7 protein-coding genes are annotated in these 17,731 nt (G+C 37.0%); 3 read left to right on the plus strand and 4 right to left on the minus strand.

Annotation, left to right across the window (positions count from 1 at the left end; translation table 11 throughout):
* Positions 1-63: 63 nt before the first annotated feature.
* The 4 genes from ACEN92_RS05725 to ACEN92_RS05740 form a co-directional block, all read right to left on the minus strand.
* Positions 64-4,596 carry a glycosyl hydrolase gene (locus tag ACEN92_RS05725; RefSeq protein WP_495641409.1) on the minus strand — a complete coding sequence of 1,511 codons (4,533 nt, stop codon included), beginning with the start codon at positions 4,594-4,596 and terminating at the stop codon, positions 64-66.
* A 356-nt stretch (positions 4,597-4,952) separates the two neighbouring features.
* Positions 4,953-6,935, minus strand: coding sequence for a RagB/SusD family nutrient uptake outer membrane protein (locus ACEN92_RS05730; RefSeq protein ID WP_495641410.1), 1,983 nt, complete (start codon positions 6,933-6,935; stop codon positions 4,953-4,955).
* Between the two features lie 12 nt (positions 6,936-6,947).
* Complete coding sequence (locus ACEN92_RS05735) at positions 6,948-10,271, minus strand: SusC/RagA family TonB-linked outer membrane protein (RefSeq protein ID WP_495641411.1); 3,324 nt, start codon at positions 10,269-10,271, stop codon at positions 6,948-6,950.
* Positions 10,272-10,706: 435 nt separating this feature from the next.
* Positions 10,707-11,732: a rod shape-determining protein gene (locus ACEN92_RS05740; protein ID WP_495641412.1), complete on the minus strand. Its 1,026-nt coding sequence runs from the start codon at positions 11,730-11,732 to the stop codon at positions 10,707-10,709.
* A gap of 210 nt (positions 11,733-11,942) precedes the next feature.
* On the opposite strand from ACEN92_RS05740, the gene ACEN92_RS05745 reads away from it, so the two are divergent.
* The 3 genes from ACEN92_RS05745 (at position 11,943) to ACEN92_RS05755 (ending at position 17,723) form a co-directional block, all read left to right on the plus strand.
* Positions 11,943-13,400: an ice-binding family protein gene (locus ACEN92_RS05745; protein WP_495641413.1), complete on the plus strand. Its 1,458-nt coding sequence runs from the start codon at positions 11,943-11,945 to the stop codon at positions 13,398-13,400.
* A 73-nt stretch (positions 13,401-13,473) separates the two neighbouring features.
* A complete protein-coding gene (locus ACEN92_RS05750; RefSeq protein WP_495641414.1) occupies positions 13,474-15,486 on the plus strand; it encodes an OmpA family protein in 2,013 nt (670 codons plus the stop codon).
* Between the two features lie 416 nt (positions 15,487-15,902).
* The gene (locus ACEN92_RS05755) at positions 15,903-17,723 is read left to right on the plus strand and encodes a PAS domain-containing sensor histidine kinase (protein ID WP_495641415.1); all 1,821 of its coding nucleotides are present in this window, start codon (positions 15,903-15,905) and stop codon (positions 17,721-17,723) included.
* The last annotated feature ends 8 nt before the right edge of the window (positions 17,724-17,731 follow it).

Raw genomic sequence — 17,731 nt, forward strand, 5'->3', positions numbered from 1 at the left:
ATCCCTCATAATTACTACAAAACTAAACACTATAAAAACTAACTTTCTTTCTGTCTGATAAATCTATTTTTTAATAATTCGGATTATTTTATCAGGATAAGACTGAAGTTTTACAAAATACAATCCTGCTGTGTTACTCTCCAGATTCAAATGAATTTTACCATTTTCAACTTTATAATCCGATTCAGAAATTAATTTACCCTCTACAGTATAAATTGCAATTTTTTGCAAATCCTGATTCGTCGTAAAATTAATATCCAACTGCCCCGATGTAGGATTTGGAAAAGCCGTTATATTCTCAATAAATTCTGCCAGTGATTTACTTGTAGATAAGGTAGTATCAATACTGCCGTAAAATTCAAGTTCAGCTATATTTCCATTACCATTAGGCGTATACCAATATATGTATCTGTATTTTTGGGTTGCCAAACCGCTGTCCGTTGTAAAAATATCGTTGGGCGGCGTCTGCGTGATTACATGTAAAACGTCATAAGAATTGAGATAATCCTCGTTATTCGAACCTCGAATCTCACTTCCGTTTACGCGTGCACCAAAACCGCTTCGGGGAACATATCTGATGTCTGTTAAACGGGCTTTTTTATCAGGTCCAAAATCGTAACCCAGATAGCCTATGGCTGTTGGACCATCCACGAAAGTGCTAACATCTCCATCAAAAGCCTTTTCGATTGTCAAGCCACTATTTTGGTACGATCCCTGATGACCAATTATAGTACCCGTAATCTTTTGCCCTTGTGCTGGTGTTGCACTTAAAATACCGGAATCAGGACCTTCTCCCAACGCATTAAAAGCTGAAATTTTATAGTAGTAAGGATTTCCGTTTACCACAGCTGCGTCCTGATATTCATTTGTCGTAACGGTTGCTATAACGGTAAAAGGCCCTGATGGTGAGTTGGATCTTTTTACATAAAAATTAGCGTCATACATAAAATCCCAATCAAGATTTACCTTTGTGTCACCGTATGCCAAATTAGCATTTGTAACGGCGGGCGGAATTGCAAACGACAATGTTTTGACCTGTAAAGGTGAAGAATACTGACTTTCTCCTCCCGTATTTACTGATGCCAGTTTATAAAAATAGTTTGTATTCTCTTCTAAATTGATATCATCAAAAGTGGTCTCTTTAAGATATACAGCAACATTTTCATACGTGCCATCCACAGTTGCCGATCTTTTAATTGTGTAAGATTCTGCTCCTGCAATCGCTGACCATTTCAAATTGATTATTGATCTCGATAATGCTTTTCCTTCAATATTTGTTGGTGTAGCTGCAATTGGAGCTTGCTCAAATACTAATATCGCCGAATATGCTGACTCTACATTGTCTTTACCGACGACTTTGATTCGGTATTCTGCTCTTGAATGAACCTGATCAGCCTTTTTAATAACCTTATAATCTGTTGATTCATAGAAAACCGAAAAATCATTTTCGCCGGTTAACTTTCTTTCAACAATATATTTATTTACTAAATCCTGATTGGTACCTGTCCAGTTTATGGTAATATTTTGATAATCTGATGACAATTCATAACTCAGTGTTTCAACTTTTGTTTTCCAGGTTGGAATGAATTCTCTATTTGAACTGAAAGCTTTTGCCGAAGCATTATTGGCATAATATTCTCCTGCCGGGGTTAAAACCACATAACTTGTAGCTGTACTTGAAATCACTGGCGCGGTTTGAAGCCACACGTAATTTTGCCAGTTTGGATTTCTCGTTTTAAAGGCATCGTCTATAGTAACATACATTGCCCTTGCATCCTGTACCCAATTGTATATGGAATAACGTTCTACATAATCTGTAGTTTCCAAAACAGTTAATATTGCTGCCAGATCATTTTTGTGTTTAATAGCATTTGCATCAGTAAGTACAGTAGGTCCGTCAGGAAAATTATTGCCTGTCCAGTTTGCGCCTACATTCCATTCTGTAATCCAAAGAGGCCTTTTGTATCGGTCATATACATTTTGAAGATCACTTTTCCATTGGGCCGCAGTCTTATACCAGTAACAGTGAATCGCTACATAATCAATTCGGTAATTATTAGCCTCTGCCTGAGTCATAAAATTGCCCATCCACGGATTGAAAGGATCTGATGTTGCCGGAGAGCCCAATCGTAAACCGGATTTCATCAATGCAGGCCAGGAAGTTATAGCCGCTTCAACCGTCATATTGGACTGATCGGGTCTGTCCGGTTCATTAAATCCTAAAAGGTGCGTATAACCTTCTTTTGTATAGGCCGGAGTAAATGATGGCCAGAAATTAGTTTGCCTTATGGGTACATATTCAATATTTGGTGTCGTATCCATTCCGGTGTTCCAGTTGTAATACCACGTAATATTCGTAGCATTCATAGCTTCTGTACTTCCGCCCGCAAGACCTTTCTTGTTGACTTCGTGCCACTTCATTGTTCTGATAAACGAAATGGTTCCGTTTAAATTAACAGGTAAAATGGCAACTTCCAAATCCTGATTTTCTGCTATAAAAACCCTGCTGTAGCCGGAACCATCTGCATTGGTAGCGAAGGTTGCCATATAGCCTTTTTTCAATTTAAATGATTTGATAGTATTATCAAATGTATCTAAATTATCAAATGGTGTAACCGTTGCATATTGCCGGGAAGTTCCTCCAAAATTTTCGGCAGTAAAAACTTCTAATGGTTTTTCATCTACAGAATAAGGAGCTACTACGGCACCTCCTGCATAATTGGAAACATTTGCATTAACGCCATTACCAGCAAGGACGCCGTTAATCGATACAAATTTTAGATATGAATTAATAACTTCACTAGGCTTAACGTTTTCAAAATACAATCGTGCATTTGCCGAATTTAGATTTACTGTTGAATTAATTAACGGATTGTAGGCATTTTTTAAATATAAAGATGCCGCCGCATTTAAAACCACTTTTGATTTTGCATAAGCTCCAACATTCAGATTGCTTGTAATTTCCACAGTTTCGGCTGAAGGACTGACAACTTTTTCAGGCGCATAAGCTGTATTTTCAAAAGTTACCGAACTAACGACCATATCAACGGCGCCCGTGGCATAATTTTTACCAATCACAATATTGGCCATTTGTTGTGTCTGAACTTTTAAATCTCCTATTCCAAAAAGCGCATTATCACCGGTTATGTTAATGTAATAAGTACCGCCAGCCTGAGATTGAAAAGACAAATCTCCTTTTCTTAGTTTATTAACATCGCCTGTTGTAAAACTTTTAGTCGCAAGAACTGTCCCTCCGCCATTGATTGCTGTTGAAACAGATACATTCATTTGAGATCCGGGAGCTAAATTTGAAATATAATCGTATAGCCAGGAAAACTGATAATCTTTGGAAGCTTCCAATTGTACCGGAAATGAATAAACGGAATTCTCCATGCCGGAATCCCATCTGACATACAGTAATCTTCCGGAATAATTCGAACCATCCGATTCAAGGGTATGTCCCGAAGTCACATCCATATACCGTACACCACTTGCTGAGTTTGCTGCATTAAAAATTGCGGAAGAAGCAGAATTTGTCCAGCCATAAGCGGCTGGTGTCCCTAAATTATCATTAACAAAACCATCCCAAACATTAATTAAATTTGAAGATTTAAGTTTTAAATCTCCAATTGCCATAAGTCCGGATCCTGCAGTAATTGTCACATAATAGATACCATCAGCATTTGAGATAAAAGAAAAATTTCCTTTTCTTAATTTATTGGCATTTCCGGTTGTAAATGTTTTAGATGCTAAAACTCCTGTTCCGTTGGCAGCTGTTGCTATCGCAACATTAATATTAGTTCCCGGAGCCGAATTGGATATATATTCATAAATCCATGAAAACTCATATTTCAGGTCTTTTTCTAATTTTACAGGATAACTGTAAGTTGAAGTTGAGTAAGCGCTGTTATCCCAGCGAATGTACATGATTCTTCCGTTATAAGCCGTATTGTCCGATTCGAATGTATGTCCGGAAGTCACGTCCAGATATCGGACGCCACTAGTGGAATTGGCTGTATTCCACGGAATACTTGCCACAGTATTCGCCCAGCCGTAATCATTAGGTTTTCCTGAATTATTGCCTGTAACTCCGGCCCATCTTCCGAGCAGGTTATCAGGTCCGTAGACAATAGGTGCTGCTGAATTATCAAGTACAAAATCCAATGGTTTTGAAGCCAGGTAATGACCATCCTGATAAATATTTGCAACACCATTTTTCACAGCATATCTGTAAGTCTGTTCCTGGGCATTATCAACTGAAGTGCTTAAGTTATCTATTAATGATAAAGCTGTTGTATTATTAAAAGTTGTTTTGTCTAAAGAGGTCCTGAATCCAAGTCCGGCTGTGTTTTTAACTTCCACATCCAATCCTCTGCCCTGTGCTGCATTGATTTTTGCTTTTACTTCCAATGTAAATTCTGTCTGATTGGATAATGGAAATGATATAACATCTGAAGTTGCACTATTGCTAAATGCCTTAGAACCGCTTAATGATGTCGCTAAATTTACTTTGACTGGCAAATTAGGAGCCTGTGCCTGTATCCGGAATAAAAAAACCGATAACCAGGCTAATAAAAAGGTGTATAATTTTTTCATATAAAGTCTTATTTAAAAATTGTTTTAAAATTTTTGTTTTTACTCTTTCGTTAGTGGCAAATTAATCTGATGCAGAAACCAAACGACTCCTGCAGTTAGGAACCGGTAAAATGTATTGATTCATGGGAACTATAACTGAATTAGGCAGAGCAGGCAATCCAATTTCATAAAGACCACCGGCATTATTCTTTACGAATAACGCCTTCGTGGTCAATACTTCTTAAAACTATTAATTGAGGGGCAAAAATTTAAATCTTTTGAAAATGAATGTAAGGTTGTTTAAGCTTAAAACTTTAGGGGGTTTTAGCTATCAACGCTGTGGTATTGTACATTCAAACTGGTGTTTTTTTAGCATACTATAATACACTTTCATCTGCAACAGCATCCTGCCATTTATCCCAAACCTTCACATTAGGATCGTAACCATCATAACCGTAGTTCTGACTTAATTTTCCTTTAGTATTAGCCGTTATGGCGCTATTCGGAATAGGCCAGTAGTTATTACGTTTGTCCATGGTATAAAACTTAGTACCGTTTGGCACAACAATCCCACTAGGATATTTGTTGTAGAGTGTATAATGTACAATACGCTGGTACCAGTAACTGCCTCCGGCTGCATCAGTTCCGGACTGTTTATCCCAATCCGTTTTATTGTAAGTCTGTCCCCATTCATCCGGTTTTCCGCTAAGAGCAAGACAGTGCGAGATACGTTTTAATTCTACATTTCTCCATTCTTCCAGGTAAAGTTCTCTTCCTCTTTCTGCACAAATATCACCTATCGTTACCTGTCCGTACATTTGTGATGCACCGGCTCTGGCTCTGATTGCATTTACATCCTGAGCTGCTCCGCCAATATTACCCTGATAAAAACGTGCTTCTGCCCTTAACAGATAAGTTTCGGCTAAACGATATAAGTACCAATGGGCTTTACTTCCCGTACTCGCTCCCTGAAAATCAGTTGCATTTGGATTGGTTTCATTTACAACATCATGCAGATATATTTTATACAACGGAAAATCAAACCATTCACGAAGGGTATCCTTTGATAATAAAACATTTCCTTCTTTCATTCTAAAATTTTGCTGATAATATGCCGAAGTCTTATCACTGTATTTAAGATTTTCCATATTTACCCAGTTACCGACAGTATTATTATGCCTAAGATCCTGCTTATCTTCAATACCGTTTACGACCCACATAGGATGCTGTGAATAATAGGAAGCACTAATAGTAGCAATACCACGTCCCAGTGCTCTTGCATAATCATATTTAGCCTGGTAATTAGCATTATTCGAGGCAAAACGACCTGCTGCTTGTTTACCATCAGGAGTGGTAAGAGTACCTGAATTCCAGTTTGGCCCAAAAATTCTCATGGATGCAAAACTTAAAAATGACTGTACTCCACCATTTGGCATCACCATTATGGCTTCTCTGTTAGCAGCAATAATCTTGTTTTCAGGTCTGTGTAAATCCCAAACGACATTTCTTGTAATTGCCCATGTTTGTGGATTTCCTCCCGGATCAAAAGTTCCAAAATTGCTTTGCATTAAAGAATAACCTGACTGGTTAATAAGAATATTTGCTTGTGCTTCAGCCTCTGCAAATCTGCCGGAAGCCAAATAACACTTAATCAATAACTGCCGGCATGCCCCTTTATTGACCAAACCCAAATAAGGCAATTTTGACTGCTCCGGCACCCATTCTACAGCCTTCTCCATGTCTGCTGTAATCATTTCAATAATCGCTTCCTTTTTAGTAGAATAATAACTTTGTTTTGGAACTTCCAAAATTTTAGTAATTAAAGGTATATCTCCAAATTGATATACTAAATTCAGATAGCGGTATGCTCTATGAAAATAGGCCTGACCGATATACTTATTTTTAACTTCCTGAGTTAAACTTGTCACATTATCAATGTACGTCAATACGGTATTGGCATGCTTGATACCGTTATAACCTTCAACCCAGTAAAATCCGAGGTAAAAATCATCATTTGTGGCTGTTTTAAAGCTTCCGGTAGGAACTATAGTATTAGCAAAATCAGAAATGGTACTGCTATTATCCGTTTTTCCATATTTTGCCATATCAGAGAAAACATATTCCGTTCCGATAGGCACACTATTACCGGCAGCATTATAATGAATATAATTATTACGCAATTGTTTATCGGCACTTGCTAAAACTGCCTGCAACCCGGATTCAGTAGTAAATGTGGTTTCAGGTTCGTAAAACGAAAGCGGATCCGGATCCAGAAAATCCTTTGAACAAGAAACCAAAAGAGCAGTAACCACTACTAAAGGTACAAATGTTGATATTCTATTTTTTATATATCTTTTCATTGTTGAGTATTATTAAAGTGAAACGTTAAAACCTAAATTAAACATTCGTGTCGCCAGTCCCCCTGTTTCCGGGTCCCCATAATATTTCCATTCGCGGGAAGCAGACCATGTGGCTACGTTCTGGACCGAAGTATAAATTTTGAAATTTCTCACATGCAGGCGATCTAAAAGATCTTTAGGGAGTGTATAGGCTAAGGAAATATTGTCTAAACGAATAAAACTACGATCGTATAATTTTGCTGTTCCGGCTCCTGCAGGCCCTCTGGCATCAAGGCGTGCCCAGTCATTGGTTGGATTATCAATTGTCCAATATGGATTTACAAATGGATTGTAGTTGTTTGTATACAAACTACCATCATTATAGTTATTCATATAACGTCCATCAAGCGATTTGTGCCCCATGTAGGAATACATATTAATGGCCAAATCCCAATTTTTATAAAATTTAAATTCATTGCGAAGCGACCAGTTAATTGGAGGCGCCGTTTGTCCTAAAAATTGTTTGTCTTTTTCGTTATAGGTTGGTTTTCCATTAACATCGTCGGCAGTGTACTTGTTTTCAACCTTTGGATCACCGGGCCGCTGTCCGTATTTTGCAGCTTCTTCCCACTCTTCTTTCTGCCAGATTCCAATCACTTTATAATCCCAGATTTGAGAAACAGGTTTGCCAATAAACCATCCATTAGTTTTATCATCTGCCTCCTTAGTTCCAATAACATTACCATTGGCATCCTTGACATCCTCCATATTGCCATATAATGCCTTAATGCTATTCTTGTTATATGAAAAAGCAACGCTGGTGGTCCATTCAAAATTTGGATTTTTTATATTTATAGTATTTAGGCTTATTTCAATCCCTCTATTTTCAACCTCGCCAAGATTGGTTGCAATTGATGAAAATCCAGTGAACTCAGGCAAACGCTGACTCATAATCATATCATTGGTAATCATTCTGTAAATATCTATAGTACTTGTAATTCGGTCATTTAAGAAACCCAGATCAAGACCGATATTTGTTGCAGTTGTTTTTTCCCATTGAAGATTTGGATTTGCCATACGATCAATTCCTAAATATTTCATATCAACAATATTTCCTGAAGCATCGATATACCCCATTGTTGCTCCGGTACCTGAAGCTAAGTTTGCCAAAGCCAAGTATGGATCAGCAAGCGATCTGTTTCCGTTTTTACCCCATGACAAGCGTAATTTACCTGTACTCATAGGAGTCCAATTGAACCAGCTTTCTTTATCAAAGTTCCATCCTAATGCTATAGAAGGAAAAGTTGCATAAGGATACGAAGCTCCAAATGCGGAATATCCATCACGACGTACTGTTCCTGTTATCATATAACGATTATCAAACGAATAGAAAAGTCTCGCCATTAATGCATCGGCTGTCTGATGTGTATCTGTAGTAGAAAATGAGCTGTTTAAAAGTGTTGCATTAGAAGTATTGTGAAACCCTAATGCATCTGAAGGCAGGATATTACGTGCTCTTATAATATCAGACCATGTTTGAAGTTCTTCAGCTTCCTGAACAAAAGTTGCTACGATATGGTGCTTTTCAGCAAATGTATAATCCCATGCTAATGTATTATTCAGGTTCCATGTAAAATTTTTACCGCTTTCTCTATCTGCTCCTATGTTGACAGGATTCCAGCCTTTATGACCTGATGACTGAAAATAACGATTGTAAAAAAATTGATAACGTGGCGCAACATTAAATGAATAAGTAATACCAAAAGGCAAATTTACCTTAGTATTGAAAATTGTATTCAACACCGTATATCCTTTCTCAAGTTCCATAAATTGGCGATCATAGTAATAATTATACCCTCCGATAGTTGGTCCCATTGGTTGTCTTGCAAAATCACCGTTTGCATCTTTAAAGTTAGAAAACGGGCTGTTTCTCAACATATTTGCATCCCAATAATTAGTCCCGGTACCAACAGCTATGTCTCCGTCTGTACGATCCTGAAAATTAACGTTTGCTCCAAATTCAAGCCAGCTTGTAATTTTGGCATCAACTTTCATATTCGCACGAACTGCAGCATAATCATTGCCCTGAATAGCTCCTTCTGAAGTTAAATACCCCAAAGACATATAATAATTCACTTTATCGCTTGCTCCGGAAACACTTAAATTATTGTCATGATTTATTCCTGTCCTAAAAGTACTGCTATACCAGTTGTGTGTTTTTCCTTCTGTAAAATTTTTCAAAAGCATGGCATCAGTAATGCCCAAACGGAGTCCCCATACTTCATTCAGACTCTTCCCTTGCGTTTGTCCGGCGGGTTGATATCCTAACCATTGAGCCTGAGTTATACCATACTGCTCTAATTGGTCAGGGTTTGAGAAATACCCCGCCTGACCAACACGGGCTGCAATATAAGCTTCATACTGCCCTGACGTTGTATTTTGACCATACGTTTTGGCAGTCTCCCAATCTTGACGATATTTTACATACCCTTGCGGAGAATACACGTCCCGGTAGGCACTTTTGTTGACAACTGTAGTGTTTGTAGTAATATTAATAACAGGTTTGCCGGTTTTTCCTTTTTTTGTTGAAATAACAATAACTCCTGCTGCTGCTTTAGATCCATATACAGCCGTTGCTGATGCATCCTTTAAGATATCTATCTGACCAATATCATCAGGATTAATTTCTGAAAGCTCACCATAGAATTGCATTCCGTCTAAAATAATAAGTGGTGAATTATGACCTCCGTCAGAATAAACAGAAGTCTGTCCACGAATCTGCAAAGACCCTCCTCCCTTTGCATCAGCGGAATACCCAACTTTTAGACCGGGAACGCCACGTAATATATCCTGGACAGTCTGCGGATTCTGATTTGCTAAAGCTTCCGGTTTAACCTGAACAATTGCCCCCGTTAAATCCTTTTTCTTCATTTTACCGTATCCTACGACTACAACTTCCTCTAAAGAAGCGGCATTCTCTTTTAATTGTACAAGAATGTTAGATTTGTTTTTTACGATAATTTCCTGTGTTACATACCCAACAAAAGAAACTATCAATACTGAATTTTCATCTCCTGCTAAACTAAATTTTCCATCAAAATCTGTTGTGGTACCAATTTTTGTCCCCTTTATCAACACAGAAGCACCTGGCATCGGCACACCATTTTGGTCTTTAACTTGCCCGCTTATGCTATTTTGCGCCTGTACTTTTTCAAGCCTTGTTATGCTATTGGAATTAATAGTGTAAGCTTGCATTTGAGAAAAAGAAACCAATACACAAAATATGGTAAGTTTCTTTTTAAAATCAAATCCGGATACATAATCAGGAGCCTTGATTTTCCTAATAAAATTTGTCATCTTTGGTTGTAATTTTGGTTAATAGATAGTTAAGTTTATGAATTATAGCTACATCATTAAAAAAATCAGTACTGCTTAAATTTTACTTTTTTACAAGTTTTTTAAGAATACTTCATCTCTGATACATGTAATTCACATTGTAAATCTAATATTACACTTACAAGCAAAGGGGGGGCATTACAACATTATAAAAGGGTCAAATCAACTATTTTGTAAATAAAAAGGTATTTTTTTACGTGTCTAATAAAAAACAGCTGCTTAATTTCTCAAGAATTCAAACCAAAGTTTAACAAATCCGTGCAGTCAAAAATTACAGGAAGCAACATACAGACTGAAACCAAAAAGAGCTGCCTTATCATGGCAGCTCCTTGTCAATTATTTTTTCCTGATTTACTTTTTAATAATTATTTTATCCAATAAATTCGGCAAAGATGGCTAGATTAATACTCTTTTATATTTAGGGATATCTTTTAAGACAATACCGGTACCTATAACTACAGCTCTTAAAGGATTTTCTGCAATATAAACCGGCAAATCTGTCTTTTGAGAAATCCTTTTATCCAGACCACGCAACATTGCCCCTCCTCCTGCGAGATACAAGCCCGTATTATAAATATCTGCGGCCAGTTCCGGCGGTGTCAGGGAAAGTGTTACCATAATAGCATCTTCAATTCTGAGTATTGATTTATCCAAAGCTCTTGCAATTTCTCTGGAAGTAATCCTCACCTCTTTGGGTTTCCCGGTAAGCAAATCCCTTCCCCGGACCATTAAATCATTGGGAGTATCCTCGAGTTCTTCCATTGCGGCACCCACATCTATTTTTATCTGTTCTGCAGTAGCCTCTCCAATATACAAATTATGATGGGTTCTCATAAAATACAAGATATCATTGGTAAAAACATCCCCGGCAATTTTTATAGACTTGTCACAAATTATTCCCCCAAGGGCGATAACCGCAATTTCCGTAGTCCCTCCTCCAATATCAACAATTATATGTCCCTTTGGCTGCATCACATCTAAGCCAATACCAATAGCAGCGGCCATAGGCTCATGAATTAAAAATACTTCTTTTCCGTTTACACGTTCACAAGACTCTTTTACGGCTCTCATTTCCACCTCAGTAATACCGCTGGGAATACATACCACCATTCGCAATGCGGGAGTAAAAAAACTTTTCTTTAATTCAGGAATATTTTTTATAAGCGAACTGATCATTTTTTCTGAAGCATCAAAATCTGCAATAACACCATCTTTAAGCGGTCTGATTGTTTTAATATTCTCATGCGTTTTACCCTGCATTAAACTGGCCTCTTTGCCAACTGCAATAATTTTCCCTGTTCTGATATCCCTTGCTACAATGGAAGGACTGTCGACAACAATTTTTCCATCATAAATTATTAAAGTATTAGCCGTTCCTAAATCCATAGCTATTTCCACTATCATAAAATCAAATAAGCCCATAATATAGTTTTTGTTTAAATAATGAACGCTTTTGTTGGTGTTTTATTCTCTAAAACTCAACAACAATCCAATTGATTAATAATTTATCAAATTTTTAAAAAGTAAAATAGTGTTAATAATACAAGACTTTGTGATAATTGTATAATAGATCTGCATCATAGCACCATCACCTTTACCAAATGAATCTAACTCTCTTAAAAACAAAATAAAATGAAAATTAAAACTTTACTATTCACATTTGCCATATTATGTATTGCATTAATTACAGGATGCGAAAGCGATGATTATAAAGAAGTCATTGGAGTATGTCCTGTAGTGGAATCAACAACGCCTTTGAGTAATGCATTATATGTTCCATTGGGACAAATCATTACCGCAACATTCAACGAGGAAATGGATCCGGGTTCCGTTATTTCTTCGTTTACTGTTACAGGAACAGCTCCTGTTACAGGAACAGTTAATTACTCGGGAAAAACCGTATCATTCAAGCCAGCAGCTTTGCTTGCGGAGAATACCACTTACACGGCAAGGATTACTACAAAAGCCAAAGACGTAATGGGAAATTTTTTGCAGCAAGAGTATGTGTGGACATTCTCTACAGGTATACTTTTAAAACCTGTAGTAACTGCGACAGATCCTGTTAACAATGCTATTAATGTTGCCTTAAATCAAACAGTAACGGCTGATTTTAATACTGTAATGGATGGTTCTACAATCAACGAAACTACATTTACTTTGAAAGAAGGAACAACAACTATTTCCGGAACGGTTTCTTATTCCGGTACTACAGCTTCGTTTAAACCAGCAAATTTGCTGGTATTAGGAAAGGTTTACACAGCAACAATTACAAAAGGAGCAAAAACTGCATCCGGAATTCCATTGGATAATGACTATGTTTGGCAATTTACAACTATGCTGGTACCGTCTGCACCCATAATCGTGGAGCTTGGAACAGCAGCTATGTTTGGAACTTTTGGTGGAAACGCCGGAGTAACAAACCAGGGTTTAAATACCGTAATAAACAATGGAAGTATCGGGACAACTGCAGCTTCAACCCTAATCACAGGATTTCATGATGGTCTTGTAATTTATACCGAAACTCCTTTAAATGTTGGAAATGTTACAGGTGATATCTTTACCGGACCTCCTGCGCCGGGAACAGCCACATCATTAGCAATTGCACAAAAAGCATTACTAGAGGCAAAAGCGGCATATATAAGTATTTCGCCAGCAGCAAAACCAGGTGGTTCAGATCCAAATGCCGGAGAATTAGGCGGATTAACATTAGCTCCGGGAGTTTATAAATCAGCAAGCGGTACTTTTAAGATCAGCAATGGTAATCTGACTCTTGATGCACAAGGTGATCCAAATGCTACCTGGATTTTTCAGACAGCTGCAGGACTTACGGTTGGAATTGCAGGACCTACAGGTGCCAAAAGTGTAATAATGACAAATGGTGGATTACCTAAAAACGTTTTTTGGTATGTGGGTAGTGCGGCTACTATCAACAGTGCCGGAGGTGGAATAATGGTTGGAACTATTATTGCTAATTCAGGTATTACTTTTTCTACTGCCGGAAATGCAAAACAAACAGTACTTAACGGAAGAGCAATATCTTTAGTCTCATCTGTAACTATGGTAAATACAACCATTAATGTCCCACAATAACATTCCTAAATAATATATCCCGTTTTCGGACGGGATTATTCTCAATAAAAAAATAACAACTAAATAAACGTAAATGAAAACTAATTTTAAAACAAAATTATATATAACGTGTATTTCAGGTAAAACCTTATTAAACAGACTTTTACTATTGACTTTATTATGTATAAGTGCTCATACAACGCTTCAGGCACAAGAAGTTTATTACACCAAGCCTACATGGTTCTTTGGTGTTGCAGGTGCAACCAACTATAGTTTTTACCGTGGTTCAACACAGCAGCTTAATTCGAACTTGACTTCACCCGTTACTTTTCATAACGGAGAAGGTGCAGGACTTTATTTGGCACCGCTTGTTGAGTTTCATAAGCCGGATACCAGACTGGGATTCATGTTTCAGGCAGGTTATGACAGTAGAAAAGGTTCTTTTGATCAGAAAATTACTTCTTGTAACTGCCCGGCAGATTTATCTACAGGTTTAAGTTATATTACTGTTGAGCCAAGCATTCGTTTTGCGCCTTTTAAATCTAATTTTTATTTATATGGTGGCCCGCGTTTGGCTTTCAATATAGATAAATCATTTAAATATTCATTAGGAACTAATCTTGATTCTCCAAACCAGGGGCCATCAACTGTGGTAAGAGGTGATTTTGATGATACAGACAAAATGCTTATTTCTATGCAAGTTGGAGCAGGTTTCGATATTCCGTTATCCTCACAAAATCATAAAACACAATTTGTTTTGTCCCCTTTTATAAATTTTCAACCTTATTTTGGACAACATCCCCGCACAACAGAGACCTGGAATGTGACTGCTCTTAGAGTAGGTATGGCACTTAAATTTGGACAGGGAAGTAAAGTTGGCGCCCCTGAAGCTGTAGAATCTCAGGTACAGTTTTCTGTAAATGCTCCTAAAAATATTCCGGGAGAACGTAACGTACGCGAAGTATTTCCTTTACGCAATTATGTTTTTTATGATCTTGAATCAAATAAAATACCAAGCCGTTACAAATTATTGAAAAAAGAAGATGTAAAAGACTTCAATGAAGATCAGATCGGAATTACAGCTACTGTAAATCCATCAGGCCGTTCTGCAAGACAAATGACGGTTTATTATAATGTAATTAATATTCTTGGAAGCCGAATGGTTAGAAATCCTTCAACAAAGATTACACTTGTGGGTTCTTCAGAAAAAGGATCCGAAGATGGTGTTGCAATGGCTGAATCTATCAAAACCTATTTAGTGAATGTATTCGAAATAAATTCGGCAAGAATAACAACTAAAGGACAGTTAAAACCTAATATTCCATCTGAACAGCCTGGAGGAACAAAAGAACTAACACTGCTTCGCGAAGGGGATCGCAGAGTTTCTATCGAAAGTAATTCGCCTGAATTATTAATGGAATTTCAAGCTGGTCCTGATGCCCCATTAAAACCATTAGAGTTTGTTACTGTTCAGGAAGCTCCGATAGACAGTTATATTACTGTTGATGCAGCCGGTGCAGGCCAGGCATATTCATCATGGTCCTTAGAAACTACTGATCCGGATGGAAATGTAAAAGTTTTTGGTCCTTATACCCAGGAAAAAGTAAGTATTCCCGGTAAAAATATTATGGGAACCCGTGCTGAGGGTGACTATAAAGTGAAAATGATCGGAAAAACCAAAGATGGCAAGACTGTAGAAAAAACAACCACTACTCATATGGTGCTTTGGACACCGTCTAAAACAGACGAAGGACTTAGATACAGCATAATTTTTGAATTTAATAAATCAAAAGCGATAGCTATGTATGAGAAATATCTGCGGGAAGTAGTTACACCTAAGATACCTAAAAACGGTGTTGTCATTATTCATGGCCACTCAGATATCATTGGAGAAGAGTCTTATAATCTGAATTTGTCTTTAGACAGAGCCAATGAGGTAAAGAATATCATAGAAAAGGCATTATCAGATTCCGGCAGAAAAGATGTAAAATTCAAAGTACATGGTTTTGGAGAAGACGAAAGCATGTCTCCTTTTGAAAATAATCTTCCAGAAGAGCGTTTTTATAACCGTACCGTAATAATTGACATTATTCCTGCTGTAAAATAAAAAATTTAAATTCAATCAGAAATATTCTTTAGATAAATAAAAGATAGGAATTTAACCGCCTATCTTTTTTTCTTTGTTTAAAATTCTAAAAATGAGTTCAGTCATTTAATTATCAGAATGTTTTTGTTTGAAAATTATTTGGGAATTGTCTAATTTCGACATACGAAATTGATTGTAAATATTGATTCAATTACTTTGTTTTCTTCAAAGTTTTTCCTTTGCCGGAAGACAGCCAGATAGCAGCCACGCAGTTTATTTAGCATTGAAACAATACATTAGTCGTCAAGATTGCTTATATTCGTGGCATATACCTGATCTTATTCAAATTTCTGGTATCCGTTCTAAATACTAACTAAAAATATAGGTACTTTTCCAGCAAATTACTGCCATTATTTTTCCACATATAAACTCGCTTTATGAGCATTAAAGAAAAAAATGGTAATAAGGAAATCATCCTTACCCAAGAAGAGATTCTCTTCGCTGAAAAAGAAAATAATCCAAACGCAGGGTCATCCAGTGAAGCAAAAGAACTGCAGATCACTCCGGGTACAAAAAAGAAAAATAGCGTTACGGAACTTATTACAGCCTATAATGATCCTGAATTTCAAAATAAGATAAAGCAGGAAACACAAAACTTTCAGGCACAGCTTATCGCAAAGGACCAGCAGTTAAGCAGTTATATCAATGCCGTTGACACCACAAATGCGTCAATAGAATTCGATCTGGAAGGCAATATTCTTCGTGCCAATAAAAATTTCCTCGAAATTATGGGTTACCTCGAAATTGATTTGACGGGAAAGCACCATCGTTTTCTTGTTGATTCATCTTATGCAGAATCTCAGGCATACCAATTATTTTGGGATAGTTTAAAAAAAGGAATTTATCAAAAAGACGAATTTATACGGGTGGCCAAAAATGGTAAATTAATATGGCTCTTTGGCAGCTACAATCCGATTTTTGATGCAAAAGGCAACCTTTATAAGATCTTAAAAATTGCCACCGATATTACTCTTGCCAAAACACAATTTCTGCAGCTTGCAGTTCAGGCGCAGGAAAAAGAAAAAAGGGCCTCTGAATTAATTATCGCTAATAAAGAACTTGCTTTTCAGAATGAGGAAAAGGAAAAACGTGCAGCCGAATTAATTATTGCCAATAAGGAATTGAAATTTCAGAATGTCCAAAAAGAAAAACGCGCACAGGAATTAATTATAGCCAACAAAGAACTTGCCATTCAGAGTGAGGAAAAAGAAAAAAGAGCATCAGAATTGATTATTGCTAATAAAGAACTCGCCTTTCAAAATCAGGAAAAGGAAAAACGTGCAGCAGAATTGGTTATAGCCAATAAAGAACTTGCCTTTCAGAGTAAGGAAAAAGAAAAACGTGCCGCTGAGTTGATTATTGCAAACAAGAAATTAGCTGCTGAAAATATTCTGAAACAGAAAAGAAAAGCAGAGAAGGAAAAACAGGCCGCCGAACTCATTGTTACAAATCGGGAACTTGCCTATCAGGAAAAGCGAAGTACAGAACTGACACTGGCCAATGACGAACTTAAAAAAGCGCAGGGAGAACTGGAATCATTTTCTTATTCAGTTTCACATGATTTAAGGGCCCCAATTCGTGCAATTAATGGATATACACAAATTTTGGTTGAGGATCATGCAGATTCCATTGATGAAGATGGACAAAAAATCCTTGATGCCATAATTCAAAATTCAAAGAAAATGGGAATACTGATAGATGACCTCCTCTCTTTCAGTAAACTAGGACGTAAAGAGGTAACTTTTACTTCTATAAACATGACCAAATTAATACAAGGGGTCATAAGTGAAATGACGATTGAAGAAGATGAAAATACTCCGGTTTTTGAGATGGAAGAACTTAAACAGGCTGCCGGAGATCCATCACTTATCAAACAAGTCTGGATCAATTTAATTTCTAATGCAATTAAATATTCAAAATATAAAGCAGAAACTAAAATTAAGATTACTTCAACTCACAAAAAGGACAAAATCATATACAGTATACAAGACTGGGGATCAGGCTTTGACATGGAATATTACGATAAATTATTCGGAGTCTTTCAGCGCCTGCATTCACAGGAGGAATTTATGGGAACAGGCATTGGTCTGGCTATAGTTGAAAAAATAATAAACCGCCACGGCGGCACAGTTTGGGCAGAATCAAAATTAGATGAAGGAGCCGTCTTTTACTTCAGTCTGCCCGTTATTAAACATTAAAAATAAAA

The organism is Flavobacterium sp. Flavsp81 (assembly GCF_059491325.1).